Source organism: Pseudoduganella sp. SL102 (assembly GCF_027856995.1).
Lineage (GTDB): Bacteria > Pseudomonadota > Gammaproteobacteria > Burkholderiales > Burkholderiaceae_D > Rugamonas > Rugamonas albidiflava.
Genome location: NZ_CP115554.1, coordinates 5,404,412 through 5,424,606 on the forward strand (window position 1 = coordinate 5,404,412; position 20,195 = coordinate 5,424,606).

20 protein-coding genes are annotated in these 20,195 nt (G+C 66.4%); 10 read left to right on the forward strand and 10 right to left on the reverse strand.

Annotated elements, in window-relative coordinates; translation table 11 throughout:
* Positions 1 to 13 precede the first annotated feature (13 nt).
* A complete protein-coding gene (locus OU994_RS22695; protein ID WP_131144986.1) occupies positions 14 to 856 on the forward strand; it encodes an undecaprenyl-diphosphate phosphatase in 843 nt (280 codons plus the stop codon).
* Between the two features lie 262 nt (positions 857 to 1,118).
* Positions 1,119 to 1,709, forward strand: a complete 591-nt coding sequence (locus tag OU994_RS22700; protein ID WP_281607795.1) for a PEP-CTERM sorting domain-containing protein — start codon at positions 1,119 to 1,121, stop codon at positions 1,707 to 1,709.
* A gap of 69 nt (positions 1,710 to 1,778) precedes the next feature.
* On the opposite strand, the gene OU994_RS22705 is transcribed toward OU994_RS22700, so the two are convergent.
* Complete coding sequence (locus OU994_RS22705) at positions 1,779 to 3,368, reverse strand: diguanylate cyclase domain-containing protein (RefSeq protein ID WP_281607796.1); 1,590 nt, start codon at positions 3,366 to 3,368, stop codon at positions 1,779 to 1,781.
* A gap of 137 nt (positions 3,369 to 3,505) precedes the next feature.
* Positions 3,506 to 4,420: a LysR family transcriptional regulator gene (locus OU994_RS22710; RefSeq protein WP_281607797.1), complete on the reverse strand. Its 915-nt coding sequence runs from the start codon at positions 4,418 to 4,420 to the stop codon at positions 3,506 to 3,508.
* A 117-nt stretch (positions 4,421 to 4,537) separates the two neighbouring features.
* Here OU994_RS22710 and OU994_RS22715 point away from each other — a divergent pair, with 117 nt between their 5' ends.
* Genes OU994_RS22715 through OU994_RS22725 form a run of 3 tightly spaced genes read left to right on the forward strand, consistent with a single transcriptional unit; the run spans position 4,538 to position 7,144 of the window.
* Positions 4,538 to 5,512, forward strand: a complete 975-nt coding sequence (locus tag OU994_RS22715; protein WP_281607798.1) for an MBL fold metallo-hydrolase — start codon at positions 4,538 to 4,540, stop codon at positions 5,510 to 5,512.
* Between the two features lie 17 nt (positions 5,513 to 5,529).
* Positions 5,530 to 6,882 carry a M28 family peptidase gene (locus tag OU994_RS22720; RefSeq protein WP_281607799.1) on the forward strand — a complete coding sequence of 451 codons (1,353 nt, stop codon included), beginning with the start codon at positions 5,530 to 5,532 and terminating at the stop codon, positions 6,880 to 6,882.
* Positions 6,883 to 6,928: 46 nt separating this feature from the next.
* Positions 6,929 to 7,144, forward strand: a complete 216-nt coding sequence (locus OU994_RS22725; RefSeq protein ID WP_281607800.1) for a helix-turn-helix domain-containing protein — start codon at positions 6,929 to 6,931, stop codon at positions 7,142 to 7,144.
* A 31-nt stretch (positions 7,145 to 7,175) separates the two neighbouring features.
* Here OU994_RS22725 and OU994_RS22730 read toward each other — a convergent pair whose 3' ends face one another.
* The gene (locus tag OU994_RS22730) at positions 7,176 to 8,273 is read right to left on the reverse strand and encodes a Glu/Leu/Phe/Val dehydrogenase dimerization domain-containing protein (RefSeq protein WP_281607801.1); all 1,098 of its coding nucleotides are present in this window, start codon (positions 8,271 to 8,273) and stop codon (positions 7,176 to 7,178) included.
* Between the two features lie 98 nt (positions 8,274 to 8,371).
* On the opposite strand from OU994_RS22730, the gene OU994_RS22735 reads away from it, so the two are divergent.
* From OU994_RS22735 to OU994_RS22755, 5 genes are all read left to right on the forward strand, one after another.
* Complete coding sequence (locus OU994_RS22735) at positions 8,372 to 8,863, forward strand: Lrp/AsnC family transcriptional regulator (protein ID WP_281607802.1); 492 nt, start codon at positions 8,372 to 8,374, stop codon at positions 8,861 to 8,863.
* A gap of 193 nt (positions 8,864 to 9,056) precedes the next feature.
* A complete protein-coding gene (locus tag OU994_RS22740) occupies positions 9,057 to 11,156 on the forward strand; it encodes a TonB-dependent receptor (RefSeq protein ID WP_281607803.1) in 2,100 nt (699 codons plus the stop codon).
* A 21-nt stretch (positions 11,157 to 11,177) separates the two neighbouring features.
* Entirely contained in the window at positions 11,178 to 11,579 is a 402-nt protein-coding gene (locus OU994_RS22745) for a MerC domain-containing protein (RefSeq protein ID WP_281607804.1), read from the forward strand.
* Between the two features lie 275 nt (positions 11,580 to 11,854).
* Positions 11,855 to 13,072, forward strand: coding sequence for a YeeE/YedE family protein (locus tag OU994_RS22750; RefSeq protein ID WP_281607805.1), 1,218 nt, complete (start codon positions 11,855 to 11,857; stop codon positions 13,070 to 13,072).
* 128 nt (positions 13,073 to 13,200) lie between these two features.
* Positions 13,201 to 13,914, forward strand: coding sequence for a DUF4198 domain-containing protein (locus tag OU994_RS22755; protein ID WP_281607806.1), 714 nt, complete (start codon positions 13,201 to 13,203; stop codon positions 13,912 to 13,914).
* 57 nt (positions 13,915 to 13,971) lie between these two features.
* Here the strand turns inward: OU994_RS22755 and OU994_RS22760 are convergent, their stop codons facing one another.
* The 7 genes from OU994_RS22760 to OU994_RS22790 form a co-directional block, all read right to left on the reverse strand.
* Complete coding sequence (locus OU994_RS22760) at positions 13,972 to 14,319, reverse strand: DUF2200 domain-containing protein (RefSeq protein WP_281607807.1); 348 nt, start codon at positions 14,317 to 14,319, stop codon at positions 13,972 to 13,974.
* 108 nt (positions 14,320 to 14,427) lie between these two features.
* The gene (locus OU994_RS22765; protein ID WP_373922479.1) at positions 14,428 to 14,838 is read right to left on the reverse strand and encodes a DUF779 domain-containing protein; all 411 of its coding nucleotides are present in this window, start codon (positions 14,836 to 14,838) and stop codon (positions 14,428 to 14,430) included.
* Positions 14,838 to 16,358, reverse strand: coding sequence for an aldehyde dehydrogenase (gene adh, locus OU994_RS22770; RefSeq protein WP_281607808.1), 1,521 nt, complete (start codon positions 16,356 to 16,358; stop codon positions 14,838 to 14,840). Before adh ends, OU994_RS22765 begins: the two co-directional genes overlap by 1 nt.
* Before the next feature lie 187 nt (positions 16,359 to 16,545).
* Complete coding sequence (locus OU994_RS22775; RefSeq protein ID WP_281607809.1) at positions 16,546 to 17,490, reverse strand: nucleoside recognition domain-containing protein; 945 nt, start codon at positions 17,488 to 17,490, stop codon at positions 16,546 to 16,548.
* Between the two features lie 67 nt (positions 17,491 to 17,557).
* On the reverse strand, positions 17,558 to 18,103 hold the full coding sequence (locus OU994_RS22780) for a glutathione peroxidase (protein WP_281607810.1): 546 nt from the start codon (positions 18,101 to 18,103) through the stop codon (positions 17,558 to 17,560).
* 69 nt (positions 18,104 to 18,172) lie between these two features.
* A complete protein-coding gene (locus OU994_RS22785; RefSeq protein ID WP_281607811.1) occupies positions 18,173 to 18,424 on the reverse strand; it encodes a hypothetical protein in 252 nt (83 codons plus the stop codon).
* A 131-nt stretch (positions 18,425 to 18,555) separates the two neighbouring features.
* Positions 18,556 to 20,178 carry a mechanosensitive ion channel family protein gene (locus OU994_RS22790; protein ID WP_281607812.1) on the reverse strand — a complete coding sequence of 541 codons (1,623 nt, stop codon included), beginning with the start codon at positions 20,176 to 20,178 and terminating at the stop codon, positions 18,556 to 18,558.
* Positions 20,179 to 20,195 lie beyond the last annotated feature (17 nt).

The window sequence follows — 20,195 nt, forward strand, 5'->3', positions numbered from 1 at the left end:
AGGATAGAAACGCATGACCGTATCATCGATCGGATGGCTGGAAGCCGCCTTGCTGGGACTGGTGCAGGGATTGACCGAATTCCTTCCCATTTCCTCCAGCGCGCACCTGCGCATCATCGGTCCGTTCCTGCCTTCGGGCATGGACCCGGGCGCCGCCTTTACCGCCATCACGCAGATCGGCACCGAACTTGCCGTGCTGATCTACTTCCGCCGCGATATCGCGCGCATCGCCACCGCCTGGCTGCGCGGGCTGGCCGATCCTGCCCTGCGCAAGGATCCGGACGTGCGGCTGGGATGGCTGATCATCATCGGCTCGCTCCCCATCGGCATCCTGGGCCTGCTGCTGCAGGACGCCATCGAGACCTACCTGCGCAACCTGTACCTGACGGCCACCATGCTGATCGTGTTCGGCGTGCTGCTGGGCTTTGCCGACCGCTTCGGCAAGCAGCGCCTGTCGCTGGGCCAGATGACATGGCGCGACGGCATCGTCTTCGGCTTCGCCCAGGCGATGGCCCTGATCCCGGGCGTCTCCCGCTCCGGCGGCACCATCACGGCCGGCCTCCTGATGGGCTACAAGCGCGAAGCCGCGGCGCGCTACTCGTTCCTGCTGGCGATCCCCGCCGTGATGGCATCGGGCGGCTACCAGCTGGTGAAAAGCTGGGGCGTGGCCGGCCCCGTCGCCCCCGGCCCCACGGCGCTCGCCACCGTGGTCGCCTTCTTCGTCGGCTACGGGGTCATCGTCGGCTTCCTGAAGATCGTCAGCAGCCGCGGCTTCATGCCCTTCGTGATCTACCGCATCGTGCTGGGCGCCGTGCTGCTGGCCATGCTGGGGGCGGGACGGCTGGCGCCGATCTGACGATCGGCTGCATGCGGTGACAGGGAAAACGGCGGCCTTCGGAACACCGCACGCGGCCGGGTGTGCCGGCGCGAACGCACTTGGCGACCGGAGTCGGCCTGATAATCCGCCAGCGCAGCGCACCGCATGAGGAACGCCGGATTTCTTTACAGCTCATCTGAGGGGGACGCGGCATACATCGTCCAAGTGATTGATATCTCCCTGGTTATTTCCACGGCACAGAACATGCTTCAGCACTGTGAAATATTTTTGGAGTTGCAAAATGTCAAAGTCCCCTTTGCAAATGTTCAGAATATTCCTGATGTTGCTCGGCTCACATGGCATTGTGTCAGCGTCGCCAATCCTGCTGATCGAGAACGGTCTCCTGCGTGGCGCACAGGGGGTGGATGTGCAGGGTGTGATGTACAACGTGCAGTTCGAGAAAATCCCGCCGCCCGTGGGAGCACTGCCGTTCACTACCAGCGACGGTGCACTCCGGGCGTCAGAGGCGCTGGCCGAGCAGGTTTTCCTGGGGATTTTCGACGAGGCGCCGCTTCAGACACGGGGTTGCGAAGCGCAAGACGCCTGCTATGTCCTGACGCCGTATTTCTTCCACGACGTCCCGGATCCGAGGTGGCCCGCCATTGACACAGTGGCTTTTATCAACCAGGCCAGTCCGGGAGATGCCGATTCGTTCTGGACTGTCACGGCCTATCCACCGCCTCAAGGCTTCAGCAATTCGACGTTCGCGACATGGTCGGTCGCCGAGGTGGAAGCCGTTCCCGAGCCAGGCACGCTGTTGCTCGTCGTCATCGGAGCGTGCGTCCTGGTGCTCCAGCGCCGTCATTCGCACCTGCGCAAACATGTCGCATAAGGCCGCGGCGTGTGGGAGTACCTCAAGCCCGCTACGCGATCACGCAAGGCACCCCGGCAAAGCCGTCCGCTAGTGCTCGACGCCGCACGCCTTGGCCACGACGCCATCGACGAAAAAGCCATTCCTGCCGGCGGCCTTGGCGACATACAGCGCTTCGTCCGCGCACTTCAGCAAGCTTTCGCGGGTACTGTCGGCGCCACCGAAGGCCAGGCCGACACTGGTGGTGACTGGTAGTCCGCCAGCAATGACGTCGAACGGCAGATGCATGGCCTCGACGATTTTCGCCCCGAGGGCCGGCAATTCATCGACGGCATACAGGCCCTCGAAGACGACGACGAATTCATCGCCCGCATAACGCGCCACGAGGTCGGTGCCCCGCACGGCCAGCTTGAGCCGCCTGGCGAATTCGACCAGTACGGCATCGCCGGCAGCATGGCCATGGCTGTCGTTGATCTGCTTGAAATGGTCGATGTCGAGAAACGCCACGCCGATCCCGGTACGGGTCCGGTTCAGGCGCATCAGCGCCTTGTCCAACTCGCATTCCATCATGCGGCGGTTGCACAGGCCGGTCAGCGAGTCGGTGCTGGCCAGCCGTGCCGATTCGGCTTCCGCCCTGGCCCGCTCTTCGGTCAGCGCATGGATGGCCCGGCTCAGGGCGCCCACCTCGTCCCTGCGGGCCAGGTCGATGATGTCGATGCCGGCATCGCCGCGGCGGATGCTCGCCACCTGGCGGCGCAAGGTTTCCAGGGGACGCAGCAAGACCACGATTGCAAACAGCCCCAGCAGGCCAGCGACGGCTGCCGCGATGCCCGTGCGCAGCAGCGCACGCTGGCGCATTGCCACCAGCGGCGCGAACGCTTCCGCCGTGGGATAGACGATGCCCACGATCCAGTCGGCGGTGGCCAGCCGGCGGTAGCCGATCAGTGAATCCACGCCGGCCTTGTTCTTCGCCAGCACCCAGCCATTCATCCCCGCCAGCGCCTGCCGCGTCGATGGCACGATGCCGCCCTCCTCGTCGGCGACATTGCGCAGCAGGCGGCGCGCATCCGGATGGTGCAGGATGACACCCTCGGTCGTCACCACGAACATGTAGCCGTGCCGGCCCGGCGTGAGGCGGTCCAGGTGGCGGAAGAAATCCGCCTGCGACAGGTCGATGGAGGCGGCCAGCACGAACTGCAGGGTTCCGGCCGCATTGAAGACCGGCTCGGTCAGCAGCACGACGGGCTTTCCCGACAGCGCACTGCGCAGTGGCCGCGACAACAGGCCCCTGCGCGTGGCCACCGTTTGCTGGAAGTATTCGCGGGCCGCCACGGTGGTCTGTCCGGCGGCGGCACCGCCGGACAGGCTGCTCATGAGAGTGCCCTTGGCATCGATCGCCACGGTGTTGAAGAACTGCTGGTCCAGCGAAGGGATCTGTTCCAGGTGGCGGCGTACCGCCGCGGGACGGACCACCTGTGCGGCGCGCATGCCTTCGGCCGTGACGCGCAGCACCGCCCGCTTCGATTGCAGGTCCTGTTCCATCTGCGCCGCCGCACTGGACAACAGCGCGTATTCGCGGTCGCCGACCAGCCGGGTCATGTCCCGCTCGACGATGTTGACCGCGTAGATGGACAGCAGGATGCCGGACAGGAATACCAGCGCGCAGACGATGATTGTCATCCGCGCCTTGAGCGTACCGAATGGATGGATTCTTTGCATGGCGTGCCGGGTCGTTGGATCGAGTCTAGCACGCAGCCCCTGGCGGCTATCACTCTGCACGCTGGCGCATTAAGGACCGATACTGCCGGATAGCCCGCTCAAGGATACGCTGTGCTCAGTTTCACCCAGTCCTCGGCCAACGTCCCGAGTGCGAAGTTCGCAAATTCACGTACACGTGGCGAGAGATGCAAGGCATGCGGATACACCACATGCAGCGGTTCTGCAATCGCCCGGTACTCGCGCATGATGTGCACCAGCCGCCCGTCCATCAAATCGGCACCCACGTCCCAGATCGATTTGAAGAAAATCCCGGCGCCAGCCATCGCCAGCGCACCGGCGGCATCGCCGTCGTTGCAAATGAATGTGCCCTGGATTTCGGCCGCCACGTGCGCATCGTTGCCCTGAAATAACCAGTGCCGCGAATGGCGCGCGCCGTAGACGATGCATCGATGCCCGGCCAGCTGATCCGGATGGGTGGGTTCGCCGTGCTGGCGCAAATATGCCGGCGAGGCGCAAAGCACGCGATAACTGGGCGCCACATAGCGCGCCGTCATCGTCGAATCCATCAGGGCGCCAAAGCGCAGCGCGACATCGATCCCGGCCTCGACCATATCCACGATTTCGTCGGCCAGCACCAGCTCGATGCGCAGGCCGGCGTGGCGGGCCTGGAACGCCGCGACCAGCGGAGCCACGTAGCGCCGGCCGAAAGTGCGTGGCGCAGTAATCCGAAGCAGCCCCGATACGGTCTCACGGCTGCGCACCATTTCCTCCTCCGCTGTCTGCACCTCCGACAGGATCCGCACGCAATGGGCGTGGAAGCGCTCGCCTTCCTGCGTCAAGGACTGGCGCCGCGTGGTGCGGTTCAGCAGGCGGATGCCAAGCCGCTCTTCCAGCGCCGCCAGACGCTTGCTGACGACCGCCAGCGACATGTCCAGCTCGCTTGCGGCGCCGGTCAGGCTGCCGGCCGTGACGACGCGTGCGAACACCAGCAGATCTCCAATGTTATCAATCATCCAATATCGATCATTCAATTATCAACGATAAAGAAATAATGAATCTATTTTCAAGCCATATATCAACCTATGGGAGATAAATATAATCGAAGAACTTCACGCCACCAAGGAATATCGATGCTTGCACGTACACTGATCGCCATCTTCATCTGCGCCTCCAGCCTTCCGGTTGCCAGCGCACAGCAGGACCCCGTCCCGCGTATCGACAGGTTCCAGGCTGGCTATTACCACTTCAAGCTCGGCGATTTCGACGTCACCGCCTTGTCCGATGGGACGCTACCCATTCCAGCCGACGTATTGCTGACCGGCGCCAAGCCGGGCGAGGTTGCCGCGCGGCTGGCGGAAACCTACCAGACCACTGCGGTCGATGCCTCCATCAACGCCTATCTGATCAAAGCCGGCCACCGGCTGGTGCTGGTGGATGCCGGCACCGGCGAACTGTACGGGCCAACCCTGAACAAGCTCGCCGCCAGCCTCGGCGCCATCGGCTATCAACCGGAGCAGATCACCGACATCCTGATCACCCATATCCACACCGATCACACCGGTGGCCTGATGGACGGCCAGCGTATCGTCTTCCCCAACGCCACCGTGCATGTCGAACAACGCGAACTCGATTACTGGATGAGTGCGGCCAACCGCGCCAGGGCGCCGGACAGTGCCAGGCAATACTTCGATCAGGCGGCGGCCAAGATGAAGCCGTATGTCGACAGCGGACGGGTCAAGACCTTCAGCGGCGCCACCCAGCTGTTTCCTGGCATTCGCTCGATCCCGAGCCCTGGCCACACGCCCGGCCACAGTTTTTATGCACTGGAAAGCCGGGGCGAAAAGCTGGTGTTCTGGGGCGACCTGCTGCATGTGGCGGAAGTCCAGTTACCGAATCCCGCCGTGACCATCGTGTTCGACGTCGACCCGGCCGCCGCGGCGGCACAGCGCAAGCAGGCATTTGCCGACGCCCTGAAAGGCCGTTACTGGGTGGCCGGTGACCACGTGGCGTTTCCCGGCGTCGGCCACCTGCGTGCCGATGGCGATGGCTATCGCTGGGTTCCCATGCCGTACGTGAACGACTACTACGTTCCAGCTTTGAAATAAGCGACGGGAGGAATACCATGAAGATCCTTCAGTTCCTGGCCACGGCAGTGGCGTTGGCCTCGCTTGGCTGGCCGGTTGCAGCCGCCACGCCGGAAGAGCATGCAGCCGCCCTGCGTGAGCGCGCCAGCGCCGGCAGCGGCGCCTATGAGATCGTGGAATCCCTCACGACCGAGGTCGGGGCACGCCCCGCTGGCTCAGCCGAAGACGCGAAAGCGGTAGCATGGGCCGTCGAGAAATTCAAGGCGCTCGGCTATGACAAGGTGTACACCGAAGCGGTGACGTTCCCGACGTGGCGCCGCATCGGCGAAAGCGCCGAAGTCACCAGCCCGGCCACGCATCGCCTGGCGATTTCCACGCTGGGCGGCAGTGTGGCAACCGATCCGGACGGCATCAGCGCCACGGTGATCGAATTTCCCTCGTTGAATGCACTGGAGGCTGCGCAGGCGGATGCCGTCCGGGGCAGGATCGTATTCATCTCGCAGCGCATGGAGCGCAGGCGGGACGGCAGCGGCTACTTCGATGTGCTGCCGATCCGCAGCCGTGCCGCCAGCATCGCGGGCCAGAAAGGCGCAGCGGCGCTGCTGCTGCGGTCACTGGGCACGGCCAGCAATCGGCTGCCGCACACCGGCAGTGTCGACTACACCCCGGACATGCCGCGAATCCCGGCTGCCGCACTCTCGGCGCCGGATGCGGATTTGCTGAGCCGCCTGCTGCGCCGGGGCGAAACCGTACGCATTGCGCTGCGCATCGCGGTGGACTCGCGCCCCAGCCATGTCTCGCACAACGTGATCGGCGAAATAACCGGACGTGAACGGCCGGAGGAATATGTGCTGATCGGCGCGCACCTCGACTCCTGGGACCTGGGCACCGGCGCCATCGATGACGGCTTCGGCATCGGCGTGACCATGGCTGCGGGCAAGCTGATTGGCGCCTTGCCACAGCGCCCGCGCCGCACCCTGCGCGTCGTGCTGTTTGCCAACGAGGAGCAGGGATTCCACGGCGCCCGCCGGTACGCCGCCCGGGATGCGGCCGAGTTGTCGCGCCATCGCATGGCAGCGGAAAGCGACTGGGGCGGCGGCCGCATCATCGCGATCCGCTCGCCCCATCTGTCCCCCAGCCTGGCCGGCGCACTGGATCGCGCCCTGGCACCACTCGGCGTGCGGACCGCCTCGGGCGGCACCCCCGGCCCCGACCTCGGCTTCCTGGCCCGGCAAGGCATGCCATGGGCGCAGCTCGAACAGGACGCCAGCGAACTGTTCGACCATCATCACAGCGCCAACGATACCTTTGACAAGGTCGATCGTGCCGCCATCGACCAGAACACCGCCGTGTATGCGGCGTTTGCCTATCTCGCCGCGGAGGCCGATTAAGAGCGCCCGGCAACACCCTGCCCTGTCCCGGAAGCGGTCGCCCGGCATGTCATTCTTTCTGTTCCCCGAAGTTCCGCCACGTGTGGAGTACGAGCTGACACCCATGGGCGCCAGCATGTTGCCCGCGCTGGAGGGCTTTACATCGTGGATCCGCGATCACTGGCCAAGCATCAGGGAGGCCCGCGCCAGCTATGGCGCCTTGCATGACGCGCCGGGGAGCTCAGGGAACGGACAGACAACGGAGGTGCAGGCATCGCAATGAGTGATGAGAAGGAGCCCTATGCTGAATCTCCTTAGTCCGCGACGGATGCCTGTCCTTGCAATACGGCTGGAGCGCGGGATGCCGCCTGGTGGCCAGGCAGCGGCCGGCGCGAGCGCCCCAGCGCCAGCCTGTCGGCCGCGGCTCCGCTCGGAATCCGTTCGCTGCGCGACAGCGCCAGCACCTGCCGGGTGGTGTCGAGGATGCCGGCCACCCGCGCCAGCGCATCGGCGCGTGCGTAGACTTTCCCGCGCGGTGCTACCGACAGCACGCCGCCTGCATTCACCACATAATCGGGACAGTAGGTGATGCCGCGCTCCCAGAGAATGCGGTCCTGCGCTGCGTCGCTCAGCTGATTGTTGGCGGCGCCAGCGACGATCCGGGCGCGAATTTCCGGAACCGTCGCGGGATTGAGGGTCGCGCCGAGTGCACAAGGCGCATACACGTCCGCTTCGGCCTTGTGGATCGTGCTCGCCGGTACGGCAACGCCGCCGTAGGCTTCCCGGGCCTGCGCGACCCTGGCCGCGTCGATATCGTAATAGAGCAGCTTGGCGCCGGCCTGGTGCAACAGTCCGCAAAGCGCCATGCCGACCTTGCCCAGGCCCTCGACTGCGACGGTCCGGCCGGCGAAGCCGGGCATGTCCCGGTGTTCGAGTGCGGCCCTGATCCCGTGCAGCACCCCCCACGCCGTACACAAGGCGCCGTCGCCCGTTTCCTCGAGCGGAAGATTGCGAACGTGCCGGGTTTGCGTGCTGATCAGGCGCACATCGGCGGTATCGATGCCTGCGTCCTCGGCCGTGGTGTAGAGGCCGCCAAGCCGTTCCAGAATTTGGGCGAAGGCAAGCAAGCGCGCGTTTCGCGTACCCGTTCCAGGTACATCCATGATGACCGCCTTGGCGCCACCGTAGCTGAGCCCGCTTGCAGCATACTTGTAGCTCATGGCACGCGACAGGCGAAGGGCGTCCCGCAGGGCGGCCGCCTCGCTGGCGTAATGCTGCATCCGGCAGCCGCCCATACCTGGACCCAGGCTGGTGTCGTGCACGGCGATGAACGCGCGCAGGCCGCTCGCGCGGTCGGTGCAGGCAATGACCAGCTCATGGTCGTCGAAATCGGGGTGGGTGAATAAATCCATGGCTAGCCTCCGGCAGTGATGATGAAATGAACAGGACTTCTTCTGTAGAATCGTGTTCCGCGATAATTCTATTCATCGATCGAGCAGGTAAAACGCGCATGGACGAAGATACGAAAACTGTTCGGCGCAGCCGTGACGAGCACGGCACACTCGACACCACCGACCGAAAATTATTAGGTTTGCTGGCGCAGAACGCCGAGCTCAGCTATGCCGAATTAGGCGAAAGAATCCATCTGTCGCCGCCCGCGGTCCACGAACGCGTCAAGCGCCTCAAGCGCGCTGGCGTGATCAAGGCCACGGTCGCGCTGCTGGACGGGCCGAAGATCGGCAAGCGCCTGCTGGCCTTCGTGCACCTCGAGACCAGCAACTGGCAAACGACCCGGCGCGTGCTCGACATGTCAGCCTTTCCCGAAATCGAGGAAATTCATACTGTGGCCGGGGATACCGCGATGATCCTGAAAGTCAGGACCGGCGGTCCGGTCGAACTCGAAGACCTGCTGGGGAAGCTGCACCGGCTGGAAGGCTTCAAGGGCGTCAAGACCTTCGTTGCGCTCGGCACCTACCTCGAGCGCGGTCCTTCGCCTGCATAGGCTCGGAAAACCCGCGCCATCTGTCAGCGTCACCCCGCTTCATGTATCGGCACAGGCGCTGCTGGAAAGCGCTTGCCGGCGATCCGGGCCGTGTCACTCCGCAACCGCATTACCGCTCAAGCATTGCGCGCACTTGATAATGCATTCTCATTATCGTATAGTTCAGGCCTGCCAATGATCCTGGAGCCCCGCCGTGCTTTCGCTGCCCCGTCGTTCCCTCCCCGCCCCGTTTCCGGTGCACGCCTTGCCGCGGGCCGTCTTCATCGCCTGCGCGGTCCACGGTGCGGCATGTGCCGCCGATGAACCGGCCGGCATGGCGCCGGCGCAGGTGGTCGAGATCCGGGGCAGCCGGGGCGACGACCGCATCACGCCTTCCACCGCGGCCAGCGCGCTGCCCGCCAGCGTCACCACCATCACGGCCGGCGATATCGCCACGCTGGCCATCGGCCGCGACATCTCGAACGTGTTCCAGCGCATTCCCGGCGTGGTGGCCAACAACATCGACCAGGGCGACACGGGCAACGGCTTCCGCATGCGCGGTTTCGCCACCCAGGGCACGCATGGCGCGGACACGGCGATCACCATCGACGGCGTGCCGCAGAACATCCCGTCCAGCCAGGGCGGCGCCGGCCACGGCCCGGCCTTCCTCGAATGGATGACGGCCGACATGATCGGCTCAATCGACGTGATCAAGGGCCCCGTCTCGGCCCTGTACGGCGACCAGAACCGCGCCGGATCGATCGCCATCGCCACCCGCGAAGGCGGCGCCGCCACGCCGTCCAGCGCGGCGCTCACGCTGGCCAGCCATGGCGGGCGGCGCGGCTCCCTCACGCTCTCGGGCGAATACGGCGCGGTGCGTTCGCTGCTGGTGGCGGACCGCTACCGCGGCGACGGTTTCCGCCATGGCGCCAGCAACGACCGCAGCAACCTGTTCTGGAAACTGTCGATGACGCTCGGCGACGGCATCTACAGCGTGCGTGCCAGCTACTACCGCTCCGACTACGCGGGCGCGGGCTACCTGCCGCTGCCGGCGCTGGAAGCCGGGCTCGACCCGCATGCCACGCAGTTCGGCCTGCCCGGCTTCGGCGATGCGCATCGCAAGACCCTGGTGTTCAACCGCCAGCCCACCGGTGCGGACGGCTGGTTCGCAACGGTATACGCCGAGGACTTCGAACGCAGCCGGGCGATCGCCAACAGCGCCACGCTGCACACCTTCGGCTACGACGACCGCACGATCCACGGCGGCCGTGCGGGCAACACATGGAGCTTCGGCGACAAGGCCGTGCTGACGGCCGGTGTCGATGCCCGCGCGGACAAGGGCGACGCGCTGCGCCGCCAGTACCGCGACCGCCAACCCACCGCGAACTATGTCAACAACCAGGAGCTTGACCTGCTGACCTACGGCGCCTTCTTGCAGGGCCAGTACCGCGTGCTGCCGGCACTGAAGCTGCATGCCGGCGCCCGCTACGACCGCTTCGACTACGACATCGTCAACCGAAAGCTGCCGGCCGCCTCGACCGGTTACCGCGGCACGGCGTTCACGCCGAAGTACGGCTTGTTGTGGAGCGCGCATCCCGGCCTGGACGTGTTCGCCAACGTGGCACAGGGTTTCCGCTCTCCGGCGGCCGAGCAGGTCAGCGCCAGCGGCAGCCTCGGGCCGCTGGGCGCGCCGGGCGGCCGCGTCAACGCGGGCATCGATCCGAGCAAGGTGCGCTCGCACGACCTGGGCATCGCGGCCCGCCCGGCCGCCGGCTGGAACGTGGCCGCCTCGGTCTATTCGATCGAGAACGACGACGAGATCGTCAACACCGCCCCGAACGTGTTCCTGCCAGCCGGCCAGACCACGCGCCGCGGCTATGAAGTCGACGTGAAATGGCAGCCGGGGCGCGCGGCCAGCGCCTACCTCAGTTACGGCCGCATCCTGCGCGCGCGGCTCGACAATCCGGCACCGGGCGCCGGAGCATTGCTGTCCGTGCCGGCGCACACGTGGAAGGCCGGCGCGCAGTACCGTCGCGCGCTGGGCCCCGGCAAGCTCACGGTGAATGGCGACGTGTACGTCACGGCACGCAATCCCTACTACAGCGGCACGCCCTCCGTGCGGCGCGACATGCCGACCTACGTGCGCTACAGCCTGAAGTCGGGCTACGAGACCGGCCGGGTGCAGACATCGCTGGCACTGGTGGTCCAGCCGCACGAATTCGCCAGCGACATCGCCTACGGCACCACCGCCGGCCTGCTGGTGTCGACCGTGCCGCGCACGCAGCTTGAAGGCTCGCTGCGCTATTTCTTCTGACCCCATCGACGAAAGATCGCCATGAACAAACTGACCGGCGCGGCCGATGCCGCGGGCCTGTTCGCTTCCACCCTGTGCATGGTCCACTGCCTGGCCATGCCGGTGCTGCTGGCCGTGCTGCCGGCCATGAGCTGGGCCGAGGACGGGCACGTGCACGAAGTGCTGCTGGGCGTGGCAGTGGTGGCCGCGCTGCTGTCGCTCGGGCCGGGCTACCTGGCGCACCGCCGCCGCGCCGTGCCGCTGCTCGGCGGCGCGGGCCTGGCCTGCCTGGCGCTTGCCATGTTCGTCGTCGAACCGCGCTTCGGGCACGACGCGGAAGCCGTGGCCAGCGTGGCCGGCGCCCTGCTGCTGTTCGGCGCCCACGTGCGCAACCGGATCTGCTGCCGGCGCTGCGCGGGTGGGCGGATCTTCCGCTCGCGGTGACGGTGGGTGGCGGCATCGACAGTGGCGGAGATAACGCTGTAACGGATCAGAGGTGACAGCGGTTCCGATGTCGTAGCTTCGTGGCAGATCACTTCGATGTGCGCCGCCATGGCGCGGGCAACGTGGCAGCACTCGGCGCTTGATATCGTCCGTTCCTGGTTGAATGCATGAGCATGTAGGTCATTGTCAGCATTTCCACCTTCTCGCCACGCCCTGCACGAAACAAAAAAACGCGCGAAAATAACGGCTTACGAAATTTTGCCGGTGTTTTCGCCATGTCTCTTTCAACCTCCGCAACCCTCCCCGCCCGTACGGCCATCAATCCGAAGCCGCTCGGTGTTTCCCTCTTTCTCATCGTGCTCGGCGCGTGGTATCTCGCCCAGGTCGTGGGCCCGAAGCAGGCCGCGCTGTACGTCGTCGGCGCGCTGCTCGGCGTGTCGCTCTACCACGCGGCATTCGGTTTCACCTCCGCCTGGCGCGTGTTCATCGCCGATGGCCGTGGTGCCGGCCTGCGCGCGCAGATGCTGATGCTCGCCATCGGCGTGGCGCTGTTCTTCCCTGCCCTGGCGGCGGGCACCCTGTTCGGCAATCCCGTGACCGGCCTCGTGTCGCCGGCGGGCACCTCGGTGATCGTGGGCGCCTTCATCTTCGGCATCGGCATGCAACTGGGCGGCGGCTGCGCTTCGGGCACGCTGTACACGGTGGGCGGTGGCAGCACGCGGATGGTCGTCACGCTCATCGCCTTCATCGCCGGCTCGGTGATCGGCACGGCGCACATGCCGTTCTGGACATCGATGCCGCAACTCGAACCGGTGTCCGCCGTCAAGGCGCTGGGCCTGGCGCCCGCGCTGGCATTGAACTGGCTCGTTTTCGCACTGATCGCCGCCATCACCGTCATCGTTGAAAAGCGCCGCCACGGCAAGCTCGTCGCGTCGCACACGCAGCCGGCGCACACGTCGCCGTGGCTGCACGGCCCGTGGCCGCTGGTGGCGGGCGCGATCGCCCTGGTGCTGCTCAATTTCGCCACGCTGGCCTTGTCCGGCCGGCCGTGGGGCGTGACGTCGGCGTTCGCGCTGTGGGGCGCCAAGGGCGCGGCGCTGCTGGGCATCGACGTCGGCAGCTGGACTTACTGGTCCACCGCCAAGAACGCCGCCGCGCTGGCCGCGCCGGTATGGCAGGACGTGACGTCCGTGATGGATATCGGCATCGTGCTCGGTGCCATGCTGGCCGCGGCGCTGGCCGGCCGCTATGCCCCCGTGTGGCGCATTCCGCTGCGCTCGCTGGTGGCGGCCGTCGCCGGCGGCCTGCTGCTGGGCTATGGCGCACGGCTGGCGTATGGCTGCAATATCGGCGCCTACTTCAGCGGCATCGTCTCCGGCAGCCTGCACGGCTGGCTGTGGCTGGTCATGGCATTCCTCGGCAACGTGGTGGGCACGCGCCTGCGCCCCCTGTTCGGCCTGGAAGTCGAACGGGTGAAGCCGACGGCCTGCTGAGCCGGCAGCCGCGACCGCAGCCATGGTCGCGGCAAGCGGGGATTGCGGCGGCGATGACGGTACTGTTTGTCAATTGCGAATGATTCGCATTACAATGCATGCCTGCCATTAACCTCCGATCCTCACCCATGAACAAACTGCTGCTCTCCCTCGCCATCCTGGCCGCCCCGGCCGCCCACGCCCACCATGTCTGGCTGGAACAGGACGGCAAGACCGTCAAGCTGCAGTTCGGCGAGTTCGCCCTGAACCAGCGCGAGACCACGCCCGGCCTGCTGGACAAGTTCGCCGCCCCGAGCGCCACGCTGATCGGTGCGGCCGGCGAGCGCGCGCTGACGGCCGACAAGACCGCGAAAGGCTTCGTGCTGTCCGCCGCGCCGGCCGCCGGCGAATCGATCGTGGCCGAGGAAGCCAACTACCCGTCGTGGGAAACCACCAAGGATGGCCAGGTCAGCACGCATGTGTGGATTCCCGCCGCGCGCCTGGTGACGAACTTCGCCGCCCAGGCGCCGAAGCTGGCGCTGGACATCGTCCCCACCGGCAAGGCCGGGCAATTCAAGGTGTTCTACAAAGGCCAGCCGCTGCCGAAGGTGGCGGTGAATGCCACCGTGCCGAGCGGCTGGGCGAAGGAAGCCACCACCGACGAGCAGGGCGCCGTGCAGTTCGACCTGCCGTGGCGCGGCGTGTACGTGCTGGAGACCAAGCACACGGACAAGGCCGGCGGCGAACGCGCGGGCAAGGCCTATGCCAGCGCCAGCTACGTGACGTCGCTGACGGTCAGCCAGCCGAAGGGCCTGGCCGCGCTGCCGGCCGGCCCGGTCATGGCGCCGGAAGCGGCGCACTGATCGTGCCCGGCCCGCGCGGCAGTGCCATGCTCACTGGCGCCGCCGCGCGTGGACCGCTCAGCGCAGGATCTTCTCCATCGACTTGCCCTTCGCCAGCTCATCGACAAGCTTGTCCAGGTAGCGAATCCTGCGCATCAGCGGATCCTCGACGTTCTCGACGCGCACGCCGCACACCAGGCCCGTGATCAGCGCGGCATGCCGATGGAACGCCGGCGCCCCATCGAAGAAGGCCCGGACATCGCCCTGCCCTTCGGCCGCCGCCGCCAGCTGCGCCGGGCTGTAGCCCGTCAGCCAGCAGGTGATCCGGTCGACTTCGTCTTTCGTTCGCCCCTTGCGTTCGGCCTTCTGCACGTACATCGGGTACAGCCTGGCAAACGGCGTCGTATAGATTCGATGCTCGGTCATGGCATCCCTTCCGGCTGCTTGATTATCAACAGCATCAGCATCAGCAGCATCATCAGCTGCAGCAGCAGAAGCAAGCTCGTCGCTTGCCTCTGCCCATCGACGAGCCCGCTACCGGCCGCCGGACTTCCCGGCCGGCTGGCACTGCAACTGCCCGCACTCCTCGTCCGTGAACAGCCGCGAGCGCACCAGGAAGCGCCGCCCGGTGCCGTTATCGAGAGAGAACATGCCGCCATTGCCCTCGACCACGTCGATGATCAGCTGCGTGTGCTCCCAGTAGGCGAACTGCTCGGCGCCCATGTAGAACGGCGCGCCATCCAGTTCGCCCAGGCGGACATCCGTGTCGCTCACATTGAACTCGCCGTCCGGATAGCACATCGGCGCGCTGCCGTCGCAGCAGCCGCCGGACTGGAAGAACATCAGCGGACCGTGCCGCCGCCGCAGCTCGCCGATGAAGGCCAGTGCGGCGGGGGTGGCGGTCACGCGGGCGACGGAATGCGCCACCGCGTCGGCCGATGCCATCAGAAGAACCCCAGCGCTTTCGGGCTGTAGCTCACCAGCAGGTTCTTGGTCTGCTGGTAATGGTCGAGCATCATCTTGTGGTTTTCGCGGCCGATGCCGGACTGCTTGTAGCCGCCGAACGCGGCGTGGGCCGGATACAGGTGGTAGCAGTTGGTCCACACGCGGCCGGCCTGGATGGCCCGGCCGACACGGAAGGCACGCGCGCCGTCGCGCGTCCACAGGCCGGCGCCCAGGCCGTACAGCGTGTCGTTGGCGATGCGCAGCGCGTCGGCTTCATCCTTGAAGGTGGTCACCGAGACCACCGGGCCGAAGATCTCTTCCTGGAAGATGCGCATCTTGTTGTCGCCCTTGAACACGGTGGGCCGCACGTAAAAGCCGCCCGACAGGTCGCCTTCGTGGCTGGCCCGTTCGCCGCCGGTCAGCACCTCGGCGCCCTCCTGGCGGCCGATGTCGAGGTAGGACAGGATCTTTTCCAGCTGCTCCTGCGAAGCCTGGGCGCCGATCATCGTGTTCGCGTCCAGCGGGTTGCCGGCCCGGATCTTCGCCACGCGCGCCAGCGCCCGTTCGATGAATTTCTCGTAGATCGATTCCTGCACCAGCACGCGCGACGGGCAGGTGCACACCTCGCCCTGGTTCAGCGCGAACATCGCGAACCCTTCCAGGCACTTGTCGAAGTAGTCGTCGTCGGCATCCATCACGTCGGCGAAGAAAATGTTCGGCGACTTGCCGCCCAGTTCCAGCGTGACGGGGATCAGGTTTTGCGCGGCGTACTGCATGATCAGCCGGCCGGTGGCGGTTTCGCCGGTAAACGCGATCTTGGCGATGCGCTTGGACGATGCCAGCGGCTTGCCCGCCTCCAGCCCGTAGCCGTTGACGATATTGAGCACGCCGGCCGGCAGCAGGTCGCCCACCAGCTCCACCAGCACCATGATCGAGGCCGGGGTCTGCTCGGCCGGTTTCAGCACCACGCAATTGCCGGCCGCCAGCGCCGGTGCCAGCTTCCATACAGCCATCAGGATCGGGAAGTTCCACGGGATGATCTGCCCCACCACGCCCAGCGGCTCGTGGAAATGGTAGGCGTAGGTTTCATCGTCGATGGTGGAAATCGCGCCTTCCTGCGTGCGGATGCAGCTGGCGAAATAGCGGAAGTGGTCGATGGCGAGGGGAATGTCGGCCGCCTTGGTTTCGCGGATCGGCTTGCCGTTGTCGATGGTCTCGGCGGTGGCCAGCAGGTCCAGGTTCTGCTCCATGCGGTCGGCGATGCGGTTCAGGATGTTGGCGCGCTCAGCGGGGGATGTCTTGCCCCAAGCTTCGCGGGCCGCATGGGCCGCATCGAGCGCCAGTTCGATGTCCTCGGCCGACGAGCGGGCCACCTCGCAGAATGGCTGGCCCGTGATCGGCGTGACGTTGGCGAAGTATTCGCCCTTCACCGGCGCGGTGAAGCGGCCACCGATGTAGTTGTCGTAGCGTTCGCGGAAGGGGTTGGCAACGCCCAGTTTGCTGATGTCGGCAAGATTCATGTCGTCCTCTATTCTCTGTTGGAGTATGGGAACGCTTGCGCGTGGTGCAGGGTATGCAAGCGCCGCGGCATCCTGTTTCCGGTCTGGCGCCGGCCGGATGCCGCTTGTCGATTATTCCACAAAGACTGAGCTGAACCATGCGGCGTGAAGTGCCGTGGTATACGCCCAGCTGCGAGCCCAACAGGATTCAGCCGAAGAGAACATGGGCGGCGGTGCGCGCCGCGATGCCGACGCAGCCGCCGAGGACCGCCGGCGCGCAGACACTGGCCACCCGCTTGCCGGCGGAGATGAGGATGGCCACGCCGGGAACGTCCATCGTGTGGATCAGCCAGCCGGCGCTCTGGTTGACCAGGACGGCATGGGGGATCTGGGCGGTGCCTTCGCGGTGCATGTCGTCCAGCAGGCCGAACACCGCGGTGCCGCCCGCCAGCGCCTTGGTCAGCGTGAGCAGTACCAGGCTGGGATCGATGGCGGCGGCTTGCAGCAGCGGCGCAAGCAGGCCGGTGAGCCAGGCGAACAGCCCGAGCCCGCGCAGGATGGTGATGGCGACCATCGACAGCACGAGCATCGGGATCACGCCCACGGCGATCCTGAACGCTTCCGCTCCCGCGCGGTTGATCACGTCGAGGACACCCTTGCCGTCTTCCGCCACCGGGTGCTTCAGCGTCTCGTCCATCGTTTTCTCGGCGGCGGACAGGCGGCGGCCGAAGCCATGGTATGTGACCGCAGCCGCAAGCAACCCGCCGGCCAGCGACACCGCCAGCGCGAAGCCGAGCCGCAGGTCCAGCGCGGCCATCGGGAACATCACATTGGCCTGGCCCATGGCGAACACCATCGCCAGCGTGGCGGCCAGGTGGCGGTCCGACGCGCCGCGCTGTTCCATCATCGCCAGCGTGGCGATCGGCGCGGCGAAGCTGACAAGGCTGATCTGCAGCGCGGCGAACACGCTCAGGCCCGTGAGGCCGACGGGCTTCAGCACCGGCGCCAGTTTGGCCACCACCCAGTCCGTCACGCCGCGCGCTTCCAGCATGCGCATCAGGCACAGCATGACGACCATGATGGGCAGCAGGATGAACAGCGACAGTTCGACGGCCGAGCGGCCCGCCTTCAGGACGATGTCGATCAGTTCCATGGCATGCCGGGAAGGCCAGTGGGCGCGCGAGGGACGCGCGGATGGTTCGTCACGTGCGCCAGGGCGCTCAGGCCTTGGCGAGTTCGGCGTCGATCGCGGCCACCAGGCGCGGGTCGTCGGCCGTCACGTCCGGCGCAAAGCGGCCGGCCACGTCGCCGTTGCGGCCGATGAGGAATTTCTCGAAGTTCCACAGCACGTCTTCCTTGCGTGCCGGGTGCACGCCGTACTGCGTGAGCTTTTCGCGGAACGGGCCGTCACCGGTGGCTTCGGGCTGCGCCGCGACCAGTGCGGCATACAGCGGGTGCTGCGTGTCGCCCAGCACGGAGATCTTGGAATACAGCGGGAACTTGACGTCGTAGTTCAGCGAACAGAAGGAACTGATCTCTTCGTCGCTGCCCGGTTCCTGGCCCATGAAGTCGTTGGCGGGGAAGCCCAGCACTTCCAGGCCCTGCGCGCGCCTGTCCTGGTACAGCGCCTCGAGGCCGGCGTATTGCGGCGTGAGGCCGCACTTGGAGGCGACGTTGACGACCAGGAGTACCTTGCCGCGGTGCGCGGCCAGCGTGTCGTCGGTGCCGTCGATGCGTTTCAGGGGGATGTCGTGCAGTGCGCCCATGGCGGTCCTTTCGTTGTTGGAAAGGCCATTGTACCGGCGCGCGCCGGCGCGTGCTTCAGCGCTGCCGGCTCACACGAACGGCCAGCCGAGGATGCGCTTCGCGTGCAGCACCGAGCGCAGCACCAGGTAGCCGACCGCGCCGCCGAACAGCACCAGGCTGCGCAGGTCGCCCATGAACGCCAGCCAGAAGCCGCCGACGGTGGCGGCGGCCACGGCCACCATCAGCCACGTTTCGATACTGAGGAAAAACGGCAGCGCGGCGCGGCAGGCGCGCAGGACGACGGCGATGGCTTCCCTGATAGTGGTGGCTTGGCTGTTCATGGTGCGGGTGTGCATTTTTTCGACGGAACCCGGCATCTTACGCGCAATAAATCATGTTGACTACTCTTGCATGGCGGAAGCGGCCATGATGGTACGCGATGTTGCGCGATGGTGTCCGATGCGGCCACTCGTCACCGGGGCAGTTCTTCCGCCACTTCGACGGCTGCCCGTTCGCCGCCCGCCGACAGCAGGATGGTCTGGTTCGGGAACGCCAGGTCGATGCCGGCCGCTTCCAGCCGCTCGTAGATCGCCAGCAGCAGCGCCTCGCGGATGACGACCTGCACGTCGAATTCGCGCACGTCGATATAGGCGAACACGTCGATGTTGAAGGAGCGCTCGCCGATGCTGCCCAGCCGGGCCCGCGCGCCCTCGGCGATGTGTTCGTGTTCGGCCAGCACGCCCTGCACGATGGCGATGGCTTCCTTCAGCTTGGCCGACGGCGTGGCATGGTCGACGGCGATCACGGGATTGAACAGGAAGCGGTCACGGTCGGCGAAGTTCTCGATCTGGCGCGCCGACAGGTCGCCGTTGGGAATCGTGACGACGGTGCGTTCGCCGGTGCGGATGCGCGTCGAGCGGATGCCCACGTCCTCCACCGTGCCGACCACGTCGCCGACCTTGATGAAGTCGCCCACCTGCAGCGGCCGGTCGGCGATCACGGTCACGCTGCCGACCAGGTTTTCCACCGTTTTCTGGGCGCCCAGCGCCAGCGCGATACCGCCGATGCCCAGCGCCGCGATGCCGGTGGTGACGTCGATGCCGAACGTGTCGAGGATGCCGATGCCGGAAAACAGCAGCAGCAGGACCTTGACGGTGCGCCGCGCCAGCGTGATGACGGACACGATCTGCCGCCGGCCGCGCCGCTGCATGCGCGTGATGGCCAGTTCGGCGACCGCGTCGACCAGCCGCAGGCCGAACCAGACCACGGCGATCACGGCGACGATGCCGGCATAGCGCAGCAGCGTCTGGCGCGCGACGATGGCGACAGGCAGGCGATCCGCCCAGTTATAGAAGATGCCGACCGCGATCAGCAGGCTCAATGGCGGCAGCGCCGCCTCGACGAAGCGGTACATGCCGTTGGCCGCCGGATCGGCCACCATCCGGCGCGTGTCCGCCACCAGCAGCGCCGCCAGCATCCACAGGCCGCCGAAGACGAGGATGCCGAGCCCCAGCAGGATCGCCCAGTCCTTCAGCGGCGCGCCGGCCACGATGAATTCCTTGTCCTCGGCCGCCTGCTCGGCCTGCTGCGCGGCGGTCACGCGGCCCGTGGCGGCGGCGATCTGGGACAGCGTTTCCTTCGATACCCGCCACACCTGCCGGTCGCCATCCTGGCCACGTGTCAGCAGCACCGGCACCGGCTTGCCCTTCACGGTGATTTCGCCGACGGCTTCCTGGTCGATCGGCAGCTCGTCGTCGAGCGTGCCGCCGGGTTCGTTCGACAGCGCGGCGAAGGGCCGGATCGAGCCGCCATTGTCCAGCAGCGCATGGAAACCGCGCGCCTGGCCGATGGCCTGCATGCGCTGGCGGTTGCTGCTCACCGCGGGCTGGTCGAAATACAGCGCGGCGCGGTCGTAATCGAGTTCGGCCAGCGCCTCGATCATGCCGGACACCATCGCGCGCGGCGTTTCGCGGCCCAGCGGGTCGGGCTGGATGACGACGGCGGTGGGTGCGGGTGGCTTGGCGAACAGGGCGTGGCCCGGAAGGCTGGCCAGCGAGAACAGCAGGAAAATCAGGCTACGGAGCATATGACGCATGCGTGGGACGCCTCCTT